The sequence below is a fragment of the Pseudomonas sp. SB113 genome (assembly GCF_040754745.1).
GTDB classification, from domain to species: domain Bacteria; phylum Pseudomonadota; class Gammaproteobacteria; order Pseudomonadales; family Pseudomonadaceae; genus Aquipseudomonas; species Aquipseudomonas grimontii.
Map to the genome: position 1 here is coordinate 97,749 of NZ_JBFMHW010000013.1, position 23,114 is coordinate 120,862.

The 23,114-nt window shown below is 60.6% G+C and carries 20 protein-coding genes; 5 read left to right on the forward strand and 15 right to left on the reverse strand.

The window, feature by feature from the left end:
- Window positions 1-22 precede the first annotated feature (22 nt).
- Window positions 23-820: a trans-aconitate 2-methyltransferase gene (locus AB1462_RS18285; protein WP_367247548.1), complete on the reverse strand. Its 798-nt coding sequence runs from the start codon at window positions 818-820 to the stop codon at window positions 23-25.
- Window positions 817-3,042: a cytochrome P450 gene (locus AB1462_RS18290; protein WP_367247549.1), complete on the reverse strand. Its 2,226-nt coding sequence runs from the start codon at window positions 3,040-3,042 to the stop codon at window positions 817-819. The genes AB1462_RS18285 and AB1462_RS18290 overlap by 4 nt, the downstream gene beginning before the upstream one ends.
- A gap of 381 nt (window positions 3,043-3,423) precedes the next feature.
- Here AB1462_RS18290 and AB1462_RS18295 point away from each other — a divergent pair, with 381 nt between their 5' ends.
- A complete protein-coding gene (locus tag AB1462_RS18295; RefSeq protein ID WP_090404028.1) occupies window positions 3,424-4,116 on the forward strand; it encodes an aspartate/glutamate racemase family protein in 693 nt (230 codons plus the stop codon).
- Here the strand turns inward: AB1462_RS18295 and AB1462_RS18300 are convergent.
- The 6 genes from AB1462_RS18300 to AB1462_RS18325 all read right to left on the reverse strand — a co-directional run bounded on the left by AB1462_RS18300 (window position 4,113) and on the right by AB1462_RS18325 (window position 10,246).
- Complete coding sequence (locus AB1462_RS18300; protein WP_315336081.1) at window positions 4,113-4,625, reverse strand: GNAT family N-acetyltransferase; 513 nt, start codon at window positions 4,623-4,625, stop codon at window positions 4,113-4,115. The genes AB1462_RS18295 and AB1462_RS18300 overlap by 4 nt on opposite strands.
- A gap of 61 nt (window positions 4,626-4,686) precedes the next feature.
- Window positions 4,687-5,751, reverse strand: coding sequence for a DUF1176 domain-containing protein (locus AB1462_RS18305; protein WP_367247550.1), 1,065 nt, complete (start codon window positions 5,749-5,751; stop codon window positions 4,687-4,689).
- Between the two features lie 64 nt (window positions 5,752-5,815).
- Window positions 5,816-6,385, reverse strand: coding sequence for a hypothetical protein (locus AB1462_RS18310; RefSeq protein WP_367247551.1), 570 nt, complete (start codon window positions 6,383-6,385; stop codon window positions 5,816-5,818).
- Window positions 6,386-6,399: 14 nt separating this feature from the next.
- Entirely contained in the window at window positions 6,400-7,806 is a 1,407-nt protein-coding gene (locus AB1462_RS18315) for an AAA family ATPase (protein ID WP_367247552.1), read from the reverse strand.
- 102 nt (window positions 7,807-7,908) lie between these two features.
- Window positions 7,909-9,048, reverse strand: a complete 1,140-nt coding sequence (locus AB1462_RS18320) for a glycerate kinase (protein WP_367247554.1) — start codon at window positions 9,046-9,048, stop codon at window positions 7,909-7,911.
- Window positions 9,049-9,139: 91 nt separating this feature from the next.
- Complete coding sequence (locus tag AB1462_RS18325; RefSeq protein WP_090404021.1) at window positions 9,140-10,246, reverse strand: sugar diacid recognition domain-containing protein; 1,107 nt, start codon at window positions 10,244-10,246, stop codon at window positions 9,140-9,142.
- Window positions 10,247-10,418: 172 nt separating this feature from the next.
- On the opposite strand from AB1462_RS18325, the gene AB1462_RS18330 reads away from it, so the two are divergent.
- Window positions 10,419-11,729 carry an MFS transporter gene (locus tag AB1462_RS18330; RefSeq protein WP_090404019.1) on the forward strand — a complete coding sequence of 437 codons (1,311 nt, stop codon included), beginning with the start codon at window positions 10,419-10,421 and terminating at the stop codon, window positions 11,727-11,729.
- Window positions 11,730-11,777: 48 nt separating this feature from the next.
- On the opposite strand, the gene AB1462_RS18335 is transcribed toward AB1462_RS18330, so the two are convergent.
- On the reverse strand, window positions 11,778-12,482 hold the full coding sequence (locus AB1462_RS18335; protein ID WP_367247556.1) for an SDR family oxidoreductase: 705 nt from the start codon (window positions 12,480-12,482) through the stop codon (window positions 11,778-11,780).
- 101 nt (window positions 12,483-12,583) lie between these two features.
- Between AB1462_RS18335 and AB1462_RS18340 the strand changes: the two genes are divergently transcribed.
- The 3 genes from AB1462_RS18340 to rarD all read left to right on the forward strand — a co-directional run bounded on the left by AB1462_RS18340 (window position 12,584) and on the right by rarD (window position 15,681).
- Window positions 12,584-13,486: a LysR family transcriptional regulator gene (locus tag AB1462_RS18340; RefSeq protein ID WP_090404015.1), complete on the forward strand. Its 903-nt coding sequence runs from the start codon at window positions 12,584-12,586 to the stop codon at window positions 13,484-13,486.
- A gap of 81 nt (window positions 13,487-13,567) precedes the next feature.
- Window positions 13,568-14,578 carry an aldo/keto reductase gene (locus AB1462_RS18345; protein WP_367247558.1) on the forward strand — a complete coding sequence of 337 codons (1,011 nt, stop codon included), beginning with the start codon at window positions 13,568-13,570 and terminating at the stop codon, window positions 14,576-14,578.
- A gap of 221 nt (window positions 14,579-14,799) precedes the next feature.
- The gene (gene rarD, locus AB1462_RS18350) at window positions 14,800-15,681 is read left to right on the forward strand and encodes an EamA family transporter RarD (RefSeq protein WP_090404011.1); all 882 of its coding nucleotides are present in this window, start codon (window positions 14,800-14,802) and stop codon (window positions 15,679-15,681) included.
- Here the strand turns inward: rarD and AB1462_RS18355 are convergent.
- From AB1462_RS18355 to hppD, 6 genes are all read right to left on the reverse strand, one after another.
- Window positions 15,650-16,432: a molecular chaperone gene (locus AB1462_RS18355; RefSeq protein ID WP_367247560.1), complete on the reverse strand. Its 783-nt coding sequence runs from the start codon at window positions 16,430-16,432 to the stop codon at window positions 15,650-15,652. The genes rarD and AB1462_RS18355 overlap by 32 nt on opposite strands.
- On the reverse strand, window positions 16,429-17,463 hold the full coding sequence (locus tag AB1462_RS18360; protein ID WP_259191107.1) for a fimbrial protein: 1,035 nt from the start codon (window positions 17,461-17,463) through the stop codon (window positions 16,429-16,431). Before AB1462_RS18360 ends, AB1462_RS18355 begins: the two co-directional genes overlap by 4 nt.
- A 64-nt stretch (window positions 17,464-17,527) precedes the next feature.
- Complete coding sequence (locus AB1462_RS18365; RefSeq protein ID WP_367247561.1) at window positions 17,528-20,116, reverse strand: fimbria/pilus outer membrane usher protein; 2,589 nt, start codon at window positions 20,114-20,116, stop codon at window positions 17,528-17,530.
- Between the two features lie 152 nt (window positions 20,117-20,268).
- Window positions 20,269-21,045, reverse strand: coding sequence for a molecular chaperone (locus tag AB1462_RS18370; RefSeq protein ID WP_367247563.1), 777 nt, complete (start codon window positions 21,043-21,045; stop codon window positions 20,269-20,271).
- 108 nt (window positions 21,046-21,153) lie between these two features.
- The gene (locus AB1462_RS18375) at window positions 21,154-21,717 is read right to left on the reverse strand and encodes a fimbrial protein (RefSeq protein WP_259191111.1); all 564 of its coding nucleotides are present in this window, start codon (window positions 21,715-21,717) and stop codon (window positions 21,154-21,156) included.
- 235 nt (window positions 21,718-21,952) lie between these two features.
- Window positions 21,953-23,029, reverse strand: coding sequence for a 4-hydroxyphenylpyruvate dioxygenase (hppD, locus tag AB1462_RS18380; RefSeq protein ID WP_090404003.1), 1,077 nt, complete (start codon window positions 23,027-23,029; stop codon window positions 21,953-21,955).
- Window positions 23,030-23,114 lie beyond the last annotated feature (85 nt).

Here is a 23,114-nt window from a genome sequence, read left to right on the forward strand (position 1 = left end):
CAGTGTGCGGGGTTTACCCAAGTCAACGGACTCGTCCCCTGGCGCTCACGAATGTCAACGCCGCGGCGGTAAACGCAGAGTCGTCACGCAGACGGGCCATGGCATCAAGGTCGTCTTGAGTGAGTAACTTGAGTTTCAGCAGAGCAGGCCCAGCCTGTGCAGTAGTTGCAGCCCAGAAGGCATCGGCTGGGCTGTTGTCTCCAATTCGGCCTTCAAAGGTGCAATACCCAACGTTGGAGAGTCCCCGATCACGTAACTGGCCGGGGAGAGTGTCGGCCCAGAGCATATCGGAACCGATGGACTGCTCCAGGAGGGTAACTCCGGCCTGGGCTACTTTTCGGAACACAGGGTTCGCCGCAATCAAGCTCGGTCGCAGACTCACGTCTTCGATCACCAGCCAACCACCCGGGCGGACCCAGGTGATGGCTCGCGTCAATATGTCCTCGCGTTCGGTGAGATGGCACAGAAGCGCCCGGATGTGCACCACGTCAAAGGAGGCAGCAGGAAAATCATCGGTCGCCGCATTATGGGTCATCACCCGAATGCGAGGAATATTGGTCAGGAATCGAGTGTCGATGTCGGTGGCGGTGACGGTCGCGTTGGGATAGCGCTTGCTCAGCCAGCGGGCGAGCGATCCAGCACCGGCGCCGAGATCGAGGATGGCAGGCTTGCCCGGAAGATCCAGCTGATCGAAAACCGCTTGGCTCAACGGGTCAAAGGCACGCTCCAGGGTGCGTAGCCGTTCCAATTGGCCTGCGTGCTGATCAGCAAGATAACTGTTGGTGTAGCCGGGCTCCTTGGCAAAGTCAGTAATGGTCACAGTACGACCTCCAGTTGATCGGGGCAGCGGTTGAGGAATCCGCGTTCGGCAGGGGTGAACCCAGGAGCCCAGCGCACGTTTGGAAAGGTCTGTAGCAGCATGCGAGCGCTGATCGTGATCTCCATACGTGCCAGCATCGATCCCAGACAGAAGTGGCGCCCCGCTCCGAAGGCGAAATGACTGCTCGCCTGTTCGGTGCGTGACATGTTGAAGGTGTCCGGGTCGGTGAATTGGTCCGGATCGCGGTTGGCCGAACCGATAAGACAGGCCAGGGTCGCGCCAGCAGGAATCGTTCCCGATGGCAGCAGCAGCGACTCACGGGCTTCGCGAAGTACGAGTTGCAAAGGAGGGTTGCGTCGCAGGGTCTCGGCGAGCGCATTGTCCATCAGGTCTGGATCAGCCATCACCGCGTCTTTGACGCCAGGCTCGCTCAACAGGTTGACAATCAGATTCGCCAGGGCACCGTGACTGGTCTCGCTACCCGCAGTCATCAGGATCGCGCAGTAGGACCGGACGAACGTCTCGGACAACGGTTGACCGTCAATCCTTGCCGCCAGAAGCTGCGAGATCAGGTCGTCTGAGGGCTCAGCACGGCGAGCGTCGATGTGCGGCTGGATGAAGTCGTAGAAACTGTCTCGGTTGGATAACCCACCGGTCAACAGTGCCGGATCCTGTCGATAGTTGCCCATGTAAGCGAAGCCGATGGCACACCAACGCTTCAGCTGCTCCACCTCCTCGCGGGTTTCAGCCGGAAGACCCAGCGCACGGGCCATCACCCGCACCGGCAGCGCTGCGGTGAAATCGGCAATGAGGTCCACTTGGGGTCGCCCGTGCATCTGCGCCAGAAGGTCCGCGGTCACCGACGTGATGGATACTTCAAGCGCTGCCAGGGCCTTGCTGCGAAACGAAGGGCTAAGCAACGCACGGTGCTGCGCATGTTCACACCCGTCCATCGTGACAATAGTGTGTCCCAGCAGCGGCCCAATCTGCCAGGTGTAGTTGTTGTTGCTCGCCCCAGGATGGGTCAATGCGGCTTTGACATCCACATGCCGACTGACCAACCACACATCGGTGGGCTCGTCATAGACGATCGGTAAAGTGGTACGTAACCGCTCATACAAGGGGTAAGGGTCGATTTCGAACTGCCGGGATTTAAGGGTCGGTGGAGTAAGTTTCAGGTCCACTTGCCGGTTGTCCTGTGCCGTGGAATCGGCGGCATGCAGGTGATAGCGAGAAACGCTCCGGTGCCAGTCGCCCGCAGCCCGGACAACCTGACGCAGCCGGTCCGGGTCGGTCGCGGCGCACCGCCGGTGATTTGCATGCTGGGTGGCGACCGCCGTGAACTGCGCAACCGCCGTGTTCACCATTTGATGGGCGGATTCAATCGCGGCAGGCCAGTCCATGCCAGCGGTATCCGCGAGGATTGAAACCAGGTTGAAGCGTTCACCACACACCACATCTTTGGCAATCGAATGGATATCGTTCGTCCAGGCGATGATATCGGCGCCGTGTTCACGCAACGTGTTCCACCATGCGGTGTCCGCTGGATGCTCGTACGGGTCAAGACTTTCGGCCGCATCGATAAGATCAAAGAAGAACAGTGCGCCGAAAGCGTCCCGGCGCAACGGCAGGTACTCGGCCAATGTGAGCGCCTTGTCGGTTTCCCGCACGCGAACCAGCGTCGCCTGCGCACGCAGATGTTGGATCAAATGTCGCACAAGCCGATGCCGCCAATGATCGCCCCCCAAACACCGGGTCTGAGGCCACAGATCGTCGACCAGAACAACGAGCATTGGGTCATCAAATCGGCTGATTTCACCTGATGAATCAGCATCGCCGCCTTCGGTCAACGCCTCTACTGCGATGATGAAACGATCCAACGCACCGTTTTCCGCCCAGGGTCCATCATCGATTCGGTCATCGAGAGTGAGCGCCCACAGATACCAGCACACCAGAATCTCGGCTTGGGGCGTGGGCGCCCTCCCGCACAGCGCAACGCCCAGTTCGAGCAGCTCGGTAGTGCTCAACCGATGTGCACCACGGCGTCCGATCAAGCCGTAGCGCTGCGCCCAAGCGAGCGCATGCGTGCGCAACCGCTCACTGTCGGAACGCGGTGGCGGACCGGCGAAAGGAAGCCGGATCTCGGGAATAACCAGCTGTGTCGTCGGTAAATGACCGCCGTAGGGGGTGCCGGGAGCACCTTCCCGGAGTTCCGCTGCCATGATGTGTCCTCTTCTGTAAGAGATACTTGGCGGCTATTGCCAAGCCGCGTAGCCGGTGAAATCACCGGGAGCATTTTCCCAGCCGGCCCGATCTTGCTCGAAGTTCACATCCTGAGAAATGAGAATTGTCGGAATTTGCCCCAGAAAAACCCCCGCATAGTGGACAGGTGTATTGGTCCCTCATCCATGCGGATTAGATACGTGCATTGACTCAAAATATACTGTCATTTCTTACAGGTATAGACGAGTCAGCTCGGCAGGAAAGCAGTGATTGGTAATCACCGCTTTTTGAACTGCTCTGGTGAATAGGTTGGCAACTGCGTATGACGAATCGGCTTTCGATGGGTAAGGTGAAGCGACCTTCCCTGTCAGGAGCATCACATGCGCACCATCGGCCTTATCGGCGGCATGAGCTGGGAGTCCAGCGCCGAGTACTACCGCATCATCAACCAGCGTGTGCGTGACCAGCTCGGCCCCCTGCGCTCGGCACAAGTGTTGATGTACAGCGTGGACTTCGGCCCGGTGGAACAGGCCCAGCACGCCGGGCGTTGGGATGACGCCGCGCTGATCCTGGAAGACGCTGCGCGCCGTTTGCAGGCGGGCGGCGCCGAGTGTGTGGTGCTGTGTACCAACACCATGCATTTGGTGGCGCCGCGTATCGAGGCGGCGGTGTCGATTCCCTTCCTGCATATCGCCGATGCGGCCGCTGCGGCGGCGGTGGCAGCCGGCACCCTGACGGTCGGCTTGCTCGGCACCGCGTTCACCATGGAGCAGGATTTTCTCACGTCACGCCTGGCCGCCCAGGGTCTCACCGTGCTGGTGCCGGACGCAGACGAGCGCCGCGCCGTGCACCGGATCATCTATGAGGAATTGTGCGTCGGCGTGATCAGCGAGGCGTCACGCCAGGTCTACCTGCGGGTCATCGACGCCCTGGCCGCGCGGGGTGCCCAGGCGGTCATCCTCGGTTGCACGGAAATCAGCCTGTTGGTCAAACCCGAACACAGCGACCTGCCGCTGCTGGACACCACCGAGCTGCATGCGCAGGCTGCGGTGGCGTTTGCGCTGGAGGATTAAGCCGACTTGCGCAGACGCGCCATGCTCAGGGTGTCGACGAACACCCCGTCGCGCAGGGCGTAGTCACGCAAGCGCCCTTCAACCTCGAAGCCGAACTTGCGGTACAGGTGGTGCGCGGCTTCGTTGTCGGCGTACACCGTGAGTTCCACCCGGTGCAGGTTCATCCAGTTGTCGGCCACGTCCAGCGCGGCCGTCAACAGCCGCGAGCCCACGCCCTTCCCCTGCCAGGCCGTCGCCACGCCCATGCCGAACGAACCGACATGGGCCTGGCGCACACGCAGGTACTGTTCCAGGCCCAGTTGGCCGATCACCTCACCGCCGTGCACCGCCACCAGTTGCAGGCGCCGCTCGTTGTCCATCACCAGGCGTTTGCGCCAGGCCTCGATCGACTGGAACGGCATCTGCAGCACCTGCCGGCACACAGCCGGTTCGTTATAGAGCGCCGCGACACCTTCAAGGTGGGCTTCGGTAAAGCGCTGGATCACGATGTGGGGTTCAGGCGTGTGCATTGCGTTTCATCCTTTGAAAAACAAGTGGCCGGCCAGTGTAGAGGCCATGCCCGCCCCCTGGCTAGGGTGCCGGCGCGGTCGTCCACAAAGACGGCCAATCGCCATAACCCACGCCCGTGCAGCGCGGCATCACATGAAACTCACTGAGCTGGAACGCCTTGCCGTCAAACACCCAGACGCCACCGCCGCCACAGTCACCGATCCCGCGCTGCTTGTAGAAATAACTCAGGGTGCCGGTGGCTTCGTCATACCCCACCGAGCCTTGCAGCGCCGCGCCATCCAACGGCAAGGGCTCCAGTGTCATCGGCGTTTGGGCATAGGGCGCCTGACGCTGGCGACTGACCACGTCGAACTCACAGTTGTAGGCTGCGCAATCGTAACGCACCACCGTCATCGCCTGTTGCGCCGTCAGCGCCCCGACCTTTGCCTCGGGCTCCCCCTCCTCCGGCGTGACGGCCTGCAATGCAGCGGCCACCAGGCCCGCCTGTTCTTGCGGGGTCAGCGTTGGCGGCGCAGGGAACTTGCGCAACACTGGCGTCGGCAAGCGTCGCGGCACCTCACTGGCCGGAGCTTTTCCGGGGCGTGCCAGGGCCGTCACGTTATCCACCCGCCCCTGCACCGCATCCATCAACAGCAGCGAAGCGCTCAGGCCGCTCAGCGACACGTGCGCCTGCTCATCGCCCGGCAATTGCAAGCGCTGGCCATTGCGCAAACGCTGCAACCAGCGCCGCGCCGCTGCGTCCTCGATCACGCCGTAAGACTTCACCTCGGGATCGCCGCCCTGATCGTCCAGCTCGACGTGCAGATCCCGCGTCAACTCCAGGCCCAGCGGTTGACCGTCCAACAGCAAGGTCGACAGGTCCAACGCTTCGCCGCGATGATCGAAGCGCAGGCGCAGGTACCCTTCGGGCCCGGCCTGGTGCCAGACATGCAAGGTCAGGGAGCTGTAGTCTTCTTCATCAACGCCACTGGGCGCGCTCAGGGCATGGCAATTGCGCAGGTTGTCGCAACCGGTGACCCAGTTCTTGATTTCCCGTAACAGCGGCACGGTTTCAGCAGGCGGTTGAGCGAAGGCAGGAGTGGCGGTGCCGGTCAGCAGCAGAGCCAAGAGTATGGGGCGTCGCATGGGGACTCTCCGTGTCGAAAAAAGGCGCGGATTGTCCCATGTTCACTGTTTAATACGGTAGTACTCAGGGCCTGGCTTGGCCGCGAACACGGGCTGCGTACTTTTCGAGGCGCTGTGCGTGACGTTCAGCCTTTTGTTTGAGTGCCTGGCAGTATTCGGGGAGGCAATGCTGGGCATCGGGTGAATTAACTTCGTCCGCCAGACGCCGGGCAGCGGCGGCAGTGATCGGAGTGCCACGGGGTCGCAATCGACCTCTAATAACGGCGGCCCTGTCGTTTACCAGCGTTGGGTGGTTGAGTTTAAGTACCTCGACGGTGGCAACAGCATCAGGCGTCAGACCTTCTACGTAGCCATCACTGGAATATAGAAAGTGACGCTCGACATTGGCTGAAAGCGGAGAGACGAAGGGTTTTCTGGCTACATCGTAGTCGGCTTTTTCCACAGCACCGTAACCACAAGCCATCTTGGTTTGGCTGGATGGATAACACGCCACCAAATTGTCGTAGGCGATGCTGTCAGCCTCGTGATGCGTTTGTGGAAGGACGTGCTCAATATGGCAACTGAACTGTGTGCCCTGCTCCTTTGCCTGACATTCAGTCGCGGTGGGCAACCGTCGCAAGGTGTAGGCGCACAAATGGAACTGCTCCTTCAAGAGTGCCTGACGGACGTGCTCACTCGGGAAGCTGCTTCCCTTGCCGTAGTAGAGGTTGTGCGGCGTATTGCGGTTTTCTCTTTTCCATTCAATGAGCGCCCTTGGTTCGGCGCCTTTTTTGATAGACCTCGCGCGCCGCCCTCTTCTAGCGACCTCAGAGAGTCAATACTGGCTTGGGCTTCAAGGACATCTGGGATTTTGCCGACCTTTTCGCGCAATTGGGTGAGATTGGCCTGTGCGGACTCAAGATCATCATCGTCAAGGTCACGGTAGATTGTTCTGAGCTGCTGGCTGACATTTTGGTTTTGGGCCAACTCCCCCATCAGCTCCTCTATGACCTCACCACTTCGAAGGCCCAGCGAACGTTCCGGATGACCGAGATACTTGCCCTCCTTGAGCAGCATCACGGCCTCAGCAGGAAGCTCACCCAAGATTTGTGGTGAATGGGTGGTGATGATGAATTGGCAGTTGGGGAATGTTCGTTCCAACTTGGCCACAACAGTACGCTGCCAACCCGGATGGAGGTGAAGATCCAATTCGTCGATAAGGACGACACCTTTGCCCTCCAATGGGTCAGGCACTTCGCGATTTAACAATGTAAGTCTTCGAGCCAAATCGCCAACCATTGCCAGCAAGCATTTCTCCCCATCAGAAAGCTGCAGGACGTTGAATTCGAGGTTACCTTTGAGAATCGTCATTCTAAGTGTTGGCTTACGACGTACTCGAACGTCCTTGAATCCTGTGAATATTTCAATTGCTCGCCGAACGGCTGAAAGCTCATGGTCACGAAATCCTGGCAGATCTCGACTAATTTCATTTTCGAGATCTTCCTGATTGCGAAACCAGATGAAAAATCTTTTGAAGTCTGCCCCGCCATGACCAAGTGCGTCGTCATAGCCTTCATCGATTGTGTTCACCAAACGCTCACGAACACGTAAAGGAACATCTAAAACAGCCCGATGAACGTCGTAATAAACGGCAAGGGGCAGTTGAATAGGTTTGTCAGCAACGAGTTCGTAATGTATGGCACTGATCTCAAAAGACGCCGCAGTCTCTTTCAGCAAAGCCAAATCACTACTACGTTCCTTGGGATGTTTTCCTGATTTTCGGTTGAGGGCTATTGCCCAGTCGACATCACGCTCATCTTGGAATCCGACAACAACCTTCAATCTTGTGTATTCAGCACCGACTTTTATGTCATCTTTTGATATGGCCCTGGACTTCGAAGCTTGATTAACAATCCGCGCTGTCAAATTCGAAAGCGTAATCGCCAACGCATCCAGAATCGAAGACTTGCCCACCCCATTGACGCCCACCAAAGCGACAGTCTTCTTACCCTCGAAGTCGAGTTCCATGTGCTCGATGCCGCGAAAATTGACGAGAGTAAAACGCTTGATCTGCATGATCGGCTTCCAACGTGCCCGGCCAGGTCAGCCAGTCTTCAAAGTAAGCACGGATCATAGTAATTATCGACAGATCTGTCACGACGCCAAGGGCTGCCTCTATCAACCCCGCGCAGCGACGCGCCACACCCGCGCAATATCCGCCGCGCGTTCGCGCAGCAAACGTGGTGCCTCGCTGCAGGCCTGTTCCAGGCTCATCGGACCAGACGGCACGGCAAACGCTGCATCCACGCCATGGGCATACATCTGCTCGTATCCGTCGCCCAGGGTGCCGGCGATGACGATCACCGGGACGCCGTGTTGCTGGGCGATTCGGGCCACGCCGAAGGGGGTTTTGCCGCGCAGGGTCTGGGCGTCGAAGCGGCCTTCGCCGGTGATGACCAGGTCGGCACCGCGTATGGCCTCGTCAAGTCCCACCAGTTCGGCGACGACTTCCACGCCCGCGCGGAACTGCGCGCCGAGGAACGCCTTGGCGGCAAACCCCAGGCCGCCGGCGGCGCCGCTGCCGGGTTCGTCGCGCACGTCCTTGGGCAGGACGTTGGCGCAGTGATCGGCGAAGTGGCCGAGGGCAGCGTCCAGTTGTTGCACCTGCTCGGGGTTGGCGCCTTTTTGCGGGCCGAAAATCGCCGAGGCGCCGTGGGGGCCGCACAGCGGGTTGTTCACATCGGCGGCGATTTCAAAGCGTACCTGGGCCAGGCGCGGGTCGAGTTGTTCCAGGTTGATATGCGCCAGCCGTGACAAGGCCAGGCCTCCGGGTGGCAAGGCCTGTTCCGCGGCGTCGAACAGTTGCACGCCGAGGGCCTGCATCGCCCCCGCGCCGCCGTCGTTGGTGGCGCTGCCGCCAATCGCCAGAATGATGCGCTGGGCACCCAGGTCCAGGGCCGCGCGAATCAGCTCGCCGGTGCCGTAGGTGCTGCTGGTGCACGCATCGCGCTGGCCTGGCGGTACCAATTGCAATCCGCTGGCTTCGGCCATTTCGATGATCGCGGTGTGGCTGTCGGCCAGCCAGCCCCAACGTGCTTCAACCGTACCGCCCAGAGGCCCACGCACCGCCTGGCGGCGCAGTTGGCCGTTACAGGCGGCGAGCACCGCGTCCACCGTGCCTTCACCACCGTCCGCCATCGGGCACTGGATCACCTGTGCATCCGGCCAGACTTGCGCCAACCCTGCGGCAATGGCCTGGGCGACGCCCTCGGCACTCTGGCTGTCCTTGAACGAGTCAGGGGCGATGATGATTTTCATGGGCTTTCTCCGGTTTTTATGACGCCCATGCTGCCAGTTGGCACCGCCGATGACGCCGGTCCGATGCACAAGTACGGGTAAGGTTTGTTGTTCATTCCGACAAAGCCTGGGGCAACAGCTGCACGCCGAGGTACAGCGCCAGCATGCCATCCAGGGTCAACGGGTCGACGCCGCTGAGTTCGGCGATGCGCTCCATACGATAACGCAGGCTGTTGCGGTGAATGCCGAGGGCGTCGGCACAGGCCTGGCTTTGCCCGTCGTGTTCACACCAACTGCGCAGCGTGGCCAGGAGTTGGCCGTTACCGTCCTTGGCCAGCACCTTGCGCAATGGGTTGAGCAACTCGTCGAGGGCATCGTCGTTGCGATGACGCCAGAGCATCACGGGCAGGCGGTAGCGGTTGAGGGTCAACAGCCGCGACTGCGGCAGCACGTCGCGACCGTAGGCCAGCAAGTCACCGACGCGACGATAGCAACGGCGCAATCCGGCCAGGCCATCCGCCTGCCCGCCGACCGCCACCCGCAGGATATTCCAGCCCAGGCCCTGGAGCTTTTCCAGCAGCCGTGGATTGTCCACCTGGTGCGTCGCCGGTCGGCACCACAGCAGCGAGAACTGCGCGGAGCTCACGCACCAACTGTCCGGATAGCGCGAGGTCAGCCAGGTGTTCAAGGCCTCAGCCGATTGGCCTGGCCCCAGTTCGAACAGGTACGGCGTGCGTGCCAGCTGCGGCTTGAGGCCCAATTGCTGGGCTTCGTCGACCAGGCGTGGTGAATCGCCGCTGTCGGCGAGGAGCAACGCCAACAGATCATCACAGCGCTGGCGTCGCCATTGCTGCTCGGCTTGCTGGTGGCGGTGGCTGACGAGCATTTCGGCGGTCATGCGCACCAGTTCCGCATAGGTGCGCAACAGCTCGGGCTCGCCGGTGATGCCCAGCACGCCAATCAAGCGCTGATCGTGCATCAGCGGCAGGTTGATGCCCGGCTGTACGCCCTTGAGGTGCTTGGCGGTCTGCCCGTCGATTTCGACCACGCGACCATTGGCCAACACCAATTGTGCGCCTTCGTGGCGGGTATTGACTCGCTCGGGCTCACCGCTGCCGAGGATCAGGCCCTGACTGTCCATGACATTGACGTTGTAGGGCAGGATTGCCATGGTCCTATCGACAATATCCTGCGCCAGGTCATGATCCAGCTCGAACATGCGGCCGTCTCCTTGAAAGAAGCCCTTAAAAGCGTGGTTGTTCATCGGCACAGCGCAACGTATGCATCACTGTGCGCAAGCACAAAGACAGCACCCCGCCACGTGGCCGAGACTCGTTGGGCGATCAACGTTACCCTCGCATCGCAAAAAATCATAATAAAGAGAGATTCCCATGTCACAGAGCGCCGCTGTCACACTGGCCACCGATGACGATAAAAACGCCATCTACAAGCGCGTTACCCTGCGCTTGATCCCCTTCATTTTCATCTGCTATCTGTTCAACTACCTCGACCGGGTCAACGTTGGCTTTGCCAAGTTGCAGATGCTCGATGCGCTGAAATTCAGCGAAACCGTGTACGGCCTGGGTGCCGGGATCTTCTTTATCGGCTACGTGCTGTGTGGCGTGCCGAGCAACCTGGCGCTGACCAAGTTCGGTCCACGGCGCTGGATTGCGTTGATGATGATCGTCTGGGGCACGCTGTCCACCTGCCTGCTGTTCGTCACCACGCCGACGCACTTCTACACCTTGCGCCTGTTTACCGGTGCGGCCGAAGCCGGCTTCTTCCCCGGAGTGGTGCTGTACCTCTCGCAGTGGTTCCCGACGTTCCGCCGTGGGCGGATCATGGCGCTGTTCATGTCGGCAATCCCGGTATCCGGTTTGCTCGGCAGCCCGTTTTCCGGCTGGATCCTCAACCACTTCGCCGCCGGCCAGGGCGGCTTGGCCGGCTGGCAGTGGATGTTCCTGCTGCAAGGCATCCCGACCGTGATCCTCGGCGCCCTCGCCTACTTCCTGCTCAGCGACAGCTTTGCCCACGCCAAGTGGCTCAAGCCCCACGAGCGCGCAGTGCTGGAAGCCGACCAGGCCACCGACCTGGCGAACAAGCCGAAAACCACCACCGATTCACTCGGCGAAGTGTTCAAGAACCCGGCGATCTGGGCGTTCGGCCTGATCTACTTCTGCATCCAGAGCGGCGTGTATGCCATCAACTTCTGGCTGCCATCGATCATCAAGAACCTGGGCTTCAGCGATAACCTGGTGATCGGTTGGCTCAGTGCGATTCCATATCTGCTGGCCGCCGTCTTCATGTTGCTGGTAGGCCGCTCGGCGGACTTGCGCAAGGAGCGTCGCTGGCATCTGGTCGTGCCGATGTTGATGGGCGCCATCGGCCTGGTGATCGCCGTGAACTTCGCCACCACGCCAGCCATCGCCATCCTCGGTCTGACCATCGCCACCATGGGCGCCCTCACCGGCCTGCCGATGTTCTGGCCGGTACCGACCGCCATGCTCAGCGCAGGCGCAGCGGCTGGTGGCCTGGCGCTGATCAACTCCATGGGCCAGATGGCCGGCTTTCTCAGCCCGTATATCGTCGGTTTTGTGAAGGACGCCACCGGCTCCACGGATGTGGCGCTGTACCTGCTGGCGGCGGTGATTGTGGCGGGTAGTGTGTTGGCGTTGCGGATGACACGGACCTTGAAGGTATAACGCATTGCATGTGGGAGCGGGCTTGCCGCTCCCACATTTAGTCCGCGTCTACAGAAGGCCGCCGCCGTCTATATCAATGACAGCACCGGTCATGTAGCCATTTTCCATGGCGAGCACATACCCCGCTGCCACTTCCTCTGCCTGCCCCACGCGCCCCACCGGCAACGCGCCACCCGCCTTGGCAAACATCGCCAGGCGCTGGTCCTCGGCCAACCCCGCATACGCCGGGGTATCAATCACACCGGGGCTCACCACGTTGACGCGTCGCGGAGCCAGCTCCTTGGCCAACTGCTTGCCCAGGGCTTCAGTGGCCGCGTTGATACCGACTTTGATGAACTGGCCCGGCACCAATTTGCGCCCCAGTTGCCCGGAGGTCAGGCTGATGCTGCCGCGCTCGTCAAGGAAAGGCAGCGCCTGCTGGATCGCCCGCAACGCGCCCCAAAGTTTTACGTTGAAGTTGTCCTGGGCCTCGTCCAGATCGGTTTCGATCAAGGTCTTGGCGCGCACCGAGGGGCCGGAGGTGTACACCAGATGGTCAAATCGCCCGACGGTTTCGAACAAGCGTTGCAGGGAGGCGGGGTCGGTGACGTCCACTGGCTCGCTGCGCAGCCCGTTGTCGCGGCCCGACGATAGGCGCCGCCCCGCCAACACCACCTGAGCACCGCGTGCAGCAGCGGCCCTGGCCACGGCTGCGCCGATCCCGCTGCTGCCGCCGATCACGATGACCGTTTTACCGTTGAGGGGAGAAGTCATGGAGAAGTGTCCTGGGTGAGAAAGTGAGCGTTCATCTTCCCAGCTTGGCAATCGGCGAAAAATCCCGGTAAAACGACAAGATCTTTAAAGGATTTTTACAAATGAGCTCAATCCTCGACCTTGAAGTCTTTGCGCGCACCGCCGACACCGGCAGCCTGTCTGCCGCTGCACGTGGCCTGGGCTTGACGCCAGCCGCCGCCAGCATCGCCCTCAAGCGCCTGGAAACCCGCCTGGGTATTCGCCTGCTGGCACGTTCCACGCGTAGCATGCGCCTGACCGAAGAAGGTCGGCGTTACCTCGACAGTGTGCGCGAGGCCCTTGCCGCATTGGCCGACGGCGAGCAAGCGCTCAAGCAGCAGAGCCAGGGCTTGACCGGCCTGTTGCAATTGGCCGCGCCCTCGGACTTCGGGCGCAATGTGGTCCTGGGCTGGCTGGATGAGTTCAAGCAGGAACACCCGAATATCCGTCTGCAATTGCTGCTCAACGACAGCAATGCCGACCTGTTCCGCGACACCGTCGACATCGCCCTGCGTTTCGGCGTCCCCCGGGACTCCAGCCTGGTGGCGCTGCCGGTGGTGCCCGACCACCAACGCATTCCCTGCGCCAGCCCCGACTACCTGGCGCGCCACGGCACGCCACGCACGCCGGCGGACTTGGCGCAGCACAACACGCTGCGGTACATGCGCCAGGGCCGGGCCAACAGCACTTGGTACTTTCGCCAAGGCACCACGTTGCAGGAAGTCGAGGTGACGGGCGACTACCTGAGCGATGACGGAGAAATTGTGCGGCGCTGGGCACTGGCCGGCCACGGTATTGCCTACAAAGCCAACCTCGACATCGCCCGGGACCTCAAGGCCGGACGGCTGGTGCAACTGTTGCCGGACTGGCAGGGAGAACCCACGCCGTTCAACCTGATGTGCCCGCATCGCCTGCAAGTGTCGGAACGGGTGAAAGTGCTGCACCGGTTTCTACAAGTGCGCTGCCAGGCCTTGCTGAGTACATGAAGAAACGCGCGCAGGGCTTGTTCCAGAGCCTGCGAGTCTGGTATTGCATAGGGCACGTCTCACAGCCGCAAGGAGCTTTGCATGATTTACCGCACATTGGGCCAGTCCGGTTTGAAGGTCAGCGCCTTGACCCTGGGCACCATGATGTTTGGCGAGCAGACCAACACCGAGGACTCGCTGCGCATCATCGACAAGGCCTGGGACCAGGGCATCAACTTTATCGACACGGCGGACGTCTACACCGGCGGGCGCTCCGAGGAGATCGTCGGCGAAGCCATCGCTCGCCATCGTCAGGATTGGGTGGTGGCGTCGAAAGTTGCCATTGGCCCCACGGAGGGCCTGCCCAACCGCAGTGGCCTGAGCCGCAAGCGCATCTTCAACGCGCTGGAAGCCAGCCTCACCCGCCTCGATACCGACTACCTCGACATCTACTACCTGCACCGCGAAGATCACAACACCCCACTGGAGGTGACGGTATCGGCCATCGGCGACCTGATCCGCCAGGGCAAGATCCGTTACTGGGGCCTGTCCAACTATCGCGGCTGGCGGATTGCCGAGGTGATCCGCATCGCCGAACGCCTGGGCGTGGACAAACCGGTGATCAGCCAACCGCTGTACAACATCGTCAATCGCCAGGCCGAGGTGGAACAGATCACCGCTGCTGCCGCGTACGGCCTGGGCGTGGTGCCCTACAGCCCACTCGCCCGTGGCGTACTCAGCGGTAAATACGCGCCGGATGCCACGCCCGAAGCCGGCAGCCGTGCAGCCCGCCAGGACAAGCGCATCCTGGAAACCGAATGGCGCATGGAGTCGCTGCGCATTGCCCAGCAGATTCAGCAGTACACCCAAGGGCGTGGCGTGGGAATCGTCGAATTTGCCATCGCCTGGGTGCTGAACAACTCGGCGGTGAGTTCGGCGATTGTCGGGCCGCGCACCGAAGCGCAGTGGGATGCCTATACCGGGGCGCTGGACGTGAAGATCACGCCTGAGGATGAGGCGTTTATCGATTCGCTGGTGACACCGGGGCATTCGTCCACGCCGGGGTTCAATGATGTGGGCCATTTTGTCTCGGGCCGGGTGACGCGCGTTTAGGCGGATTGACCAAGCGATGGTTGCGGAGCGGGCTTACTGGTGGCAAGCCCGCTCGCCACAACAACAAGCCGACTGCCGCTACCAAGCAAACCCAGACCGCGGCAGCGAGAAATTTTCCTGAAAAACGCCCCAAAACAGCGCAACCCTCTCGCGTCAAAAGCACCATAATCCGCTCTTGAAATTCCCCCTACTGTTTTGAAATCGGTTTTCGCGAGGGCAGCGTGTCTAAAGGTGTTGTGTTATCGGTGTCGGCCTCGGTGTTGTTTGCCGTGATGTATTACTTCACGTCATTGCTGACGCCATTGAGCGGCCTGGAAATTTTCGGCTGGCGCATGCTGCTGACTATGCCGTGCATGACGGTGTTCATGATCGTCAGCGGCGAGTGGCGCCGGGTGTGGGAATTGCTGCAAGTGCTGGCAGCCAAGCCTCGGCTGATCGGCGGCGTGGTGCTGTCGTCGGCCTTGCTGGGCGTGCAGTTGTGGTTGTTCATGTGGGCGCCGCTGAACGGGCGCAGCCTGGATGTGTCGGTGGGTTACTTCCTGCTGCCGCTGACCATGGTGCTCACCGGGCGCCTGGTGTGGGGCGAACAGCTTTCCTACCTGCAAAAGATCGCGGTGTTTTTTGCGGGCCTTGGGGTACTCAACGAGTTGTTCCAGGCCGGTGGGTTCTCCTGGGCGACGCTGGTGGTCATCATCGGTTACCCGTTGTACTTCATCGTGCGCAAATACCTCAAGACCGACCATCTGGGCGGGCTGTGGCTGGACATGGCGCTGATGCTGCCGGTGGCCTGGTGGTTTGTGCAAAGCGGCGAACAGGGCTTCGCGGTAATGGATGCCCACCCCAAGCTGTATGGGTTGATCCCGATGCTGGGCCTGATCAGCGCCTCGGCGCTGGTCAGCTATATCATCGCCAGCCGCCTGCTGGCGTTCAGCCTGTTCGGGCTGCTCAGTTATGTCGAGCCGGCGCTGTTGCTGGTGGTGGCGCTGCTGCTGGGTGAAGGCATCAAGGCGGGCGAATGGTTGACCTACATCCCGATCTGGATCGCGGTCATGGTGCTGGTGTTCGAAGGGTTCAAGCATTTGGTGCGACAGCGCCGGGCTTGACCGATGAACAATCGACAAACTGCAACAGTACCTGATGGTGTTGAGTGGCCCCATCATCGTCCAAGGTGGTGAACTGCAATTGCGCGCCGGACAGGCCCTCGCGAGGCAACCCGGGCATCGCAACCCGGGCAGTCGCATAGGGCGCAACCATCGGCGGTTCTTCGCTGCGATGCTCCACTGCGCTGAGTGTCAGTACCACACCGGACAAGGTCACGTGATACGGCGTGGGGTTAAGCACCTCCAACCCCGTGTCGCCCCCGCAGCTTAAGGACCATTGAAGCGCATGAGCCGCGTCCTGCACCTGTGCTGGCAGTTCGGCAGGCCTGAGGAAAAGCTTGATCCGCGTACGAAAGGCAAATTGCAGGGCGTTGGTTTCATCGGGTGCTTCAACGCTCGGCCTGATTGCCAGCACGTTCAGCCAGTACACGGACTCCCGGTCAGCCACCGGCTTCGGCGTTTGATAATGCATGATCCGCAAGGCGCGCCCGGTGCTCGCATTCATACGCGCGATGGGTGGCGTAATCGTGAACGGCACATCACTGTCCTCGGGCGCCGCCGCGGCGTCGCCGAGATCGATCCACGCTTGCACCAGGCGCGGACTGTCAGCCTCATTGTGCAGATTGACCACCACCGCGCGCGCGGCGACCGGGTAGATGACACGTGTACGGTCAATCACGATTTCGGCCTGCACGGCGATCGCCTGCAAACTCATCAGCACGCCCAGGCCCCTACCCCACAGCGCGATGCTCATCGGTAGCTCATTGTGAATGACGCCAGCCCGTTTGCGCTGCCGGGACGAATCGATGACCCCGTTTGGATATAACGTGCGGTCAAAGGGATCTGCACGGTCGCATTGCCGGTTGTGCCGACCAGCCACTGGTTCGGGTTCCCAATGGTCGTGGAGTCAGCGCCGTAGCGCACCAGCGTGTTCCCACGTAGCAATTGCAGAGCAACGCCGCTGGCCACAGAGGTACGGGTCAGGGACAACACATCGCTGCGATTGGCCGGCGTGGTCTGGTCTGTCACCGTTATAAATACGTCACGCGTCGCACCGGCGGTACCGCCCGTGCATGACAGTGTGATGTTGCGGGTCACGCTGCCGGCGAAGCTGCCCACACCGCGAAAATCACGCGCAGCCACGGCCGGCATAGGCATCGCAACCGAAGGCGTCGTGACGCTGCAGGTGGGTTTGCGGGGCGCATTGATAGTGACGTTGGAGAAGTTCACTGCGTAATAACCAGCGCCGCTGATGGGCGTGCCGGTGACGGTATACCTTGCAAGGTTTCTGGCGGTGATCGTGCCACCCGTTATGGCGCCTGTGGCTACAAAATAAATTCGGGTATCAAGCCCAAGGATAATGGGCCTTGCTCTGGCATCTCCAACAATCAGTGTGACACCTGCGGTGTTGATGGCTGCAAACGGTCGGTTCGGGTCCCTTGCCATCAAGGCAAACCCGACCCCAGGTACATTGGTGGCGTACACCGGCATTGAAAGCCCGTTAGCTGAAAATGTTCGGCCCGTCGGCGTGCTATTGACCAGAGCCAGCCTGGCCTGTGCCCCGATAGCAATGCGTTCGGTACACCGAAGCGCGGATCCTGGAAGGCTGTCAAAGCGATAGCCGCTGGCGGCTCCAATCACTTGCCCGATCTGTTGCCCCGCCGCAACGGTGATCGGGGGAACGGAAATATTCACCGACGAGCCTGGGGCGCAGACGATCGCTTGAGCTTCCAGCGCCACCATCCATCCTCCCAGCACCATGCTGACAAGTGAAAACCTAGTCATGAAAACAACACCTCTGTGAGATTGGATAAGTCACGCATCGCATCAGTCATGAATCGGCGCTCGCTCATGGCTGCCCCGCCACCTGGCGAGGCTGGCTCGCCACACATACCCCTTGCATGAAATCGGTAGTGACCTGTCGCTGGCCCGTGGTGGTCGACGGCATGTGGTAGTGGATGTCGCACTGCTCGGCGATTTTGCTGCCCCACTTGACGGTCAGGCGACCTTCCTGAGGGATGTCCCGGACGAAGGCTTTACTGCCCTGCCCCACCACGCCGACCTCACGCCCTTGCGCATCAAATACCTGTGCGGCAAATGGCAGCGGGTTTCCATTCTCGCGGACGCCCTTGACCACCACCGCCCGGCCGTTGACCGTGTCAAACTTGACCATTGATACCGCGCCCGACGTCGGTACGACGTTGCGAGTCGATTCCTGAAGCTCCACATCCAGCGACATGCCTTCCGGATCGATCTCCACCACATTGTTCTGGAACGCCGTCAGATTGGGCACGACGGCGTATCCCTTGCCGTTGACCCGTGTACCGCTGCCACCGCCAAGCCGGGCACCTTCTGCTCCTGGCACATGCACCAGCGCCGAGGCTTCACCCAGGCTTTGCGAAAACGCCACACCATCGGCGTGAACGACCACCCCTCCGTCGGCGCCAAACGAAAGCTGCGAGCTATCGCGGCTCTGGCCATATCCGGCGCGCAGGTGGGAGGCATCGGTACGATAGCCGGCATAGGTGTTGAACTGGCTGGAACTCGTGCTCTCACTGGTCGCGCGGCTGGCAGAAACACCGTAGTCGAACTCGGCGTTCTCGCCCAGGAAGCCGTTGATGCCCACCTGCTGCTGGCTGCCCCGTGTATCGCCGGTATCCCGGGACAACGAAGTATTCATCGTCGGCGACCTCGGCTCGCTCCCCAGCGGCATTGACAGCGTGAGCATGTAGCGGTTATCGATGCGCCCAGGTTGGCCGATACGCCCGAAAAACACATCGTCACTGAGCTCGCTTTGGGTCAGTTGCCGCGTGTCCTGGACCCTGGAGCGTTGCGCCGAGAGGTTCCAGTTGAGCTTTTTCCAGGTCGAGCCGTAGCTCGCGGTGAATGAAACCTGGCGCCCTTCCTGCCCGCCCCAATAGTCGACAGAGCTGCCGTACAGGCTCAAGGTGCCGATGCCCAACTGCTGGCTGATGGTCAGGTCAAGCCGGCTTTTTTGCCGGGCATAACCGTTGACATCACCGGACTGGCGAGCGATTTCACGCACATTCAATGCATCCGGAAGGTTCAGGTAACCCTCTGTAGAGAACCGGTAGGCACCCAGCGCAAAATGCGTACCCGAGGTGGGCAGACTTTTGTTGTAGCCCACGCCCAGGCTTTGGCCGGACAGGCGTCCATGATCAGCTACCTTGGTATGCGAGGTAGCGCCGTCCAGCGAGAAGGCACCGATGGACGTATTTAACGCAACACCGACCTTTCCCTGCTCATAGCCTTTGGAAAGACTGCCGCCGCCATACACCGTCAGATCATCGGTCAAGCCGTGTTGCAGAGTGCCTTGAAAGACGTTCGCGCCCTTGGCATCGATGCCCTTTTGCTGCACCTCACCCAAGGTGGCGCTGTATTTTGTCGTGTCGGCCCGCAGTAACTCCGGGGCCACCGAATACGGCACGACGAAGGTGTTTCGACGCCCGTCGACTTCCGTCACGCTGACGATCAAATCACCGCCATAACCCGTGGCATGCAGATCACTGATGACAAAGGGACCAGGCGCCACGGTGGTCTCATAAATGGTGTAGCCGTTCTGACTGATCGTGACCGTTGCATTACTGTCGGCGACACCGCGTACCTGTGGTGCGTAGCCTTGCTGCGTCTGCGGGCGCATGCGGTCGTCGGTGGCCAGGGTTACGCCCCGCAGACGTACCCCGTCGACAATCTGTCCGTTGCTGAAGGTGTCTCCGAGGGTCAGTTGTGACTGCCAGGGGATGATGCTGCGTTGCACATAGGTGGCCGTGTTCTGATAGGTCTCAAAGCCTGTGCGATTGTTCCAGCTCTGGGCCCCCTGGTGCCGCAGGCGCCAGGCACCCAGATTGATACCGGCGTTGAGGCCCAGGTAGGTGCGACCGTCACCTTCACCGGCAGTGACCGCACTGGTACTGAAGTTGTAATTGAGCAACCCGGCGGCAATTCCCTCATCAAACGACTCGGGGTCAATGTAGCCACGCATGGAACGCTTCATATAGGCCTGCGGCACGCTGGCGGCCAACTCGAGTGCACCTGGATCGAACGTGCTGGACGCCATCGGAATCCACTGCCCCAGGTCGCCGCAATACTGGCCGGCTGCGGCAGGGTTCGCGAGTTCACGCGTACGGGCATCGGTATCGACCTTATCCATCGCGATACCGATTTTTTCCAATACTTCGCGGCTCAAGCACGGCTGCGCGCCGGCCTTTGCATGGGCTGCGACGAACTCCACCTCCCTGCGCCCCAACGCCTGGCCGTTGACCACGATATCTATACGATATATGCCAGGACTCATCTGGTTGCCGGTATTGAACCGTGACATGTCAACCGACGACGCCAGGCCACTGGAGAATGCATTCAGATCAAAGCTCAACTCAGACGCAAGCGCGGTATCGCTTGCGATTACGGCCGCACTCATCAAACCGCCCAACATCATCTTGCGATGCTGGAATGGCAAAATCGGGGCGCAACGATGCACCCGTACTTGGATGTGACTAGGCATAGTTATGACTTCAGTGGACGCTGGGAAATTTACGTTTGCTTGCCATCAGCAACGTTCCGGGGGCGCGTTCAGCGATGCAAGACAGCAGGCTGCGCCGATGAAAAGCCGCCGAAATCGTTGATATAGGTGAAATTCACCCGTGCATCGGCGGGTATTACCTGCGCGGCGTTCGGTACCGGCACCTTCAACGTGCCTCCCGGCGCCACCATTCCTTCCGGCAGGGATAATTTTTCCGCGCCGGGATGGGAGCCCATAAGCAGGGCAATGTCGTTGAAGGTGACGTGATACGCCGATGGGTTGTGCACCTGTATCACGTTGTCCTGGCCGACCTGCTCCAGGGACCAGCGCAGCAGCCCTGGCGCCTCCTCGGGTGTTCCAGATAACTGCGCCGGGCGAAAAAACACTTTGGTGCGGATACGGAACGCGAACTTGAAGTGATTCCGCTGGCTGTCTTCAAGCGTGGGATCAAACTCACTGGTAGCGCCAGGTACTTCAAGGACGTTCAACCAGAACAGCGATTCTCTATCCGCAGGCAACGGTGCCTTGGTGTAGGACAAGCGCATGGACTGGCTTTTGCCGGCGTCCAGGCGAAATACCGGGGGAGACATCACGAAAGGCACATCGCTCAGTGTCGGCGCGGCCTCGGGGTCACCTGCGTCCAGCCAGGCCTGGACCAGGCGGGGTGCGTGTTTGTCATCATTGGTCACTCGAATGGTGACCTCGCGTCGCTGCTCGGGGTAAATCTGTCGCGTACCGTCGATAACTACCCCCGCCTGCGCCCCATGCGAGGCTATCCCCAAGGCCAGGCTCAACGCGACCGACACCACGCGATGACTTAAGAACATCAGTAAATCCTGCATCGGGTAATCCTTGAAAACAGTTGTCCTGCGCCCGACCGCTGGGTCGAGCGAGGATCTCAGGCAACAAACGCAATGGTCATCAGCGAGGCTGCATCAAGGAAAGGTGACCGAGTACTGCACGCTGCTGGTGACATTACCCGCGCCTGCCGCTCCGCCGTTGGCGATGTAGCGTGCGTAAAACGGCAAGGTCGCCAGACCATTGGTCACGGTGGCAACGGTCGAGTTATTACCTGTGCGCAAGTCCATTGGCGTGTTGGAAGCGCCATCGAGAATTTGTACCTCTACCCGCGAGGCGGGTGTTGCCGTGGCGGTATTACGCAGGTTGCCGGTTGCCGGGTTGATGCCAGGGCTGGTCGGCTCATAACGTACGGCGACCTTGGTCCCGTTCGGGCACCCGCCCGAGCCGCCCACATAGACAAAGTAGCGCTTGCTGCCGGCCGTATCGCCTGCTGCCCTGAGGGACGAGGTTTGCACGCGATCAAGCACTACCGGAAAGTTGGCACCTGAACCTGGCGAGGCTCCGGTACCGCCGCTGATGGTGCAGGTGCTGCCACTGACCGAGCCAGTGATCGTGATGGTGCCGTCTGCCGCATAAGCGGAGCTGGCAGCGAAGCCGCATAAAGCCAGTACTGCAGCCGCCAGAGTCTGTTTTTTCATAATCTGCCTTTCCTTAAAATTTGGGGTCGCGAAACGCATAATTTCGACACAGGAGAAGATCAGCTCTTGCGTCATCCATGGGTGGGAGTCTCGTCAAACTTTGTTCCACAGACCCGAGGAAATGTCCGTTACAAGACTTTTCGGAGCTGTTTGACAGACAAAAAAAATGCTCCGTACCTTTCGATACGGAGCATGCTCCTGAAGCGCCCGGACAGCCTGCCCGGCCTTACATGGATCAGTCGGTGGTCAAGACGCCACGGCGGACTTGATCGCGCTCGATCGACTCGAACAACGCCTTGAAGTTGCCCTCGCCAAACCCATCATCGCCCTTGCGCTGGATGAACTCGAAGAACACCGGGCCCATCAGGGTTTCCGAGAAAATCTGCAGCAATAGGCGCTTGTCGCCCTCAATGGACGAACCGTCCAGCAGGATGCCACGCGCCTGCAACTGATCCACCGGTTCGCCGTGGTTCGGCAGGCGACCTTCGAGCATTTCGTAGTAGGTATCCGGCGGCGCAGTCATGAAACGCATGCCGATCTTCTTCAGCGCGTCCCAGGTCTTGACCAGGTCGTCGGTAAGGAACGCCACGTGCTGGATGCCTTCGCCATTGAACTGCATCAGGAACTCTTCGATCTGCCCGGCGCCCTTGGACGACTCTTCGTTCAGCGGGATGCGGATCATGCCGTCCGGGGCGCTCATGGCCTTGGAGGTCAGGCCGGTGTATTCGCCCTTGATATCGAAGTAACGCGCTTCACGGAAGTTGAACAATTTTTCGTAGAAGCCGGCCCAGTAGGCCATGCGCCCGCGGTAGACGTTGTGGGTCAGGTGGTCGATGACCTTGAGGCCGGCGCCCTGCGGGTTGCGCTCGACGCCGTCGAGGTAGACGAAGTCGATGTCATAGATCGAGCTGCCCTCACCAAAACGGTCGATCAGGTACAGCGGCGCGCCGCCGATGCCCTTGATGGCCGGCAGGTTCAGTTCCATCGGGCCGGTTTCGATATGGATGGGCTGGGCACCCAGTTCCAGCGCGCGGTTGTAGGCTTTTTGCGAGTCCTTGACGCGGAACGCCATGCCGCACACCGACGGGCCGTGCTCGGCCGCGAAATAGGAGGCGATGCTGTTGGGCTCGTTATTAAGGATCAGGTTGATCTCGCCCTGGCGGAACAGCTGCACGTTCTTGGAGCGGTGGGTCGCGACTTTGGTGAAGCCCATGATCTCGAAGATCGGCTCCAGGGTGCCTGGGGTCGGCGATGCAAATTCGATAAATTCAAAGCCCATCAGGCCCATTGGGTTTTCGTATTGGTCGGTCATGGCCGGTGCCTCATCATTCTTGTGGGTAGCAATTGATTATTTGCGAGCAAGGATGAGGTCAGAGGGAGGCGCACACGAAAGGCCT